General features: G+C 45.6%; 2 protein-coding genes. Both read right to left on the reverse strand.

Annotated features, from left to right (window positions below; genetic code table 11):
* The coding region (locus ACUVJL_RS11700; RefSeq protein WP_445246002.1) for a YidH family protein at nt 1-405 on the reverse strand (405 nt) is incomplete at its 3' end.
* Between the two features lie 233 nt (nt 406-638).
* Nucleotides 639-1,304 carry a hypothetical protein gene (locus ACUVJL_RS11705; RefSeq protein ID WP_445246003.1) on the reverse strand — a complete coding sequence of 222 codons (666 nt, stop codon included), beginning with the start codon at nt 1,302-1,304 and terminating at the stop codon, nt 639-641.
* Nucleotides 1,305-1,643 lie beyond the last annotated feature (339 nt).

A 1,643-nucleotide genomic window follows, 5' to 3' on the forward strand; every position in this document is an offset into this window, starting at 1 on the left:
ACCTTCTAAGCTAGAAGGAACGGTGAACATATAATAAATTACGCCCGCCCCTAGGATGGCGATCGCGAGGCTGAAAAGAATTACCCAGCGATCGGTAGGTTCATAAGTATCGTAATCGATATCGTGGCGGACGCCGAAGTAATGCTTAGTTGATAATAGCACCGTCAGCAAACCCACTGTTGAAAAAAGCAAACCCAACTTCCAACCATTGCCCGGAGTTGGCAGCAGAGGGGGATGGAAGGCGCGAAGGCGCACGATCACTACGCCAAAACCCATCAGCGATATTGCTGTCCGCATCCATGCTAAATAAGTGCGCTCGTTTGCCAAGTGATCCCGCACCCGCGACGGATTTGGTCGCCTAGTCTTTTCTGTATTTTCTTTCGTGGATTTCCAATTTAATAGCATAGATAAACCTTTTAATTTTAACGCCAAATTAAGAAGGGAAACCGATATAAGCTGCTGTGCATCTAATTTGACAGTCAATTTTTCTACAATTCTTGTGGGACGGGCATCCTGCCCGTCTCTATATTCAATTTAGATGCGTAGCAGCTTATTTTCGCTGGGACGGATTATCCGCCGGGGGAGCGATCCCCGGCGGGATGTTGCGTTGCAACGGGCTTTACACAGGCAATCCAAAACTAATCATTTTCCTCAGTAGGTGCGTTGGGAAGTTGCGAATCTATGTAAGCCTGAGTCACATCAGGAACAAACCAATTCGCATCCCCAGGCTGGAAAATTTTAGCAGTAGGAACATTGAATTCTACAGCCGCCGTATCGGGATTAGCTCTCGCTACAACTTGAGTTCCGTCAACTATCTTAACAGCTAGACCGCCAGTCAATTGTTGTGAAGGTTGATCTGCTGACCTTAAATCCGTTGCTTTGACATCGCTGGGCAGATAAATTCCATCGCAATCCCATTTATGTTCAGTTGTTTGGCCGTCAGCTAGAAAATAAAGGGCATTCTCGTAAGAAGACTCCGCTGCTTTTTTGCGTTTCGGGCCGTAGACAGCCAGGGTTTTTCCGGTTTCGTTGCGGCACTGACCCCAAGGTTTTCCCGTTTCTAAAGTGTATTTTTGAAACTCCAATTGAGAGATTTTTTTCTGGAGTTCCTCAGGGGTATAATTCTGGGCGATATCGGGTGCGTCTTTCGCTGCCTTGAGAGTGTTCAGAGCTTCAGTCACCTCTATGTAGTCGGGATTTTCCGCATATCTCGGCGTTTTTGGAGCGTCGGCCCAGGAGGGAGGAACGAATACTAAATTGGCGACCATTACCAACAGCACTAAAACAAATTTGAAGATTTTCACAATTTTTCTCCTTTTCTAGATTGTCAGGTTTTTTCCAACTTTCGGTTTGCTTGCTCTTTTAGGACTTAGGCAAAAACTAGCTCTCTTTAACTTGTTTGCCCGATCGGCCAAATTTGGCCGAATCGAAAAATCTGGTTTTTTAGCGTTATACCTATTGTCAAAGCCGAGCTGCGTGGGGTAGTGGCGAAGTGTTCGGGCGATATTTTAGGGATTCATCCTCAAGTTTTTAGCTCGGTTTGATTCACCACTACAGGATTTATTGAGACAACAGGTATCTTGTTGCCTAAGTCTGGCAATTGGCTAGCTCAAAAGATGGTTTCAACTTTCGTGAATACTTGA

Origin of the sequence: Microcoleus sp. OTE_8_concoct_300 (assembly GCF_031383065.1) — a bacterium.
Taxonomy (GTDB): Bacteria; Cyanobacteriota; Cyanobacteriia; order Cyanobacteriales; family Microcoleaceae; genus Microcoleus.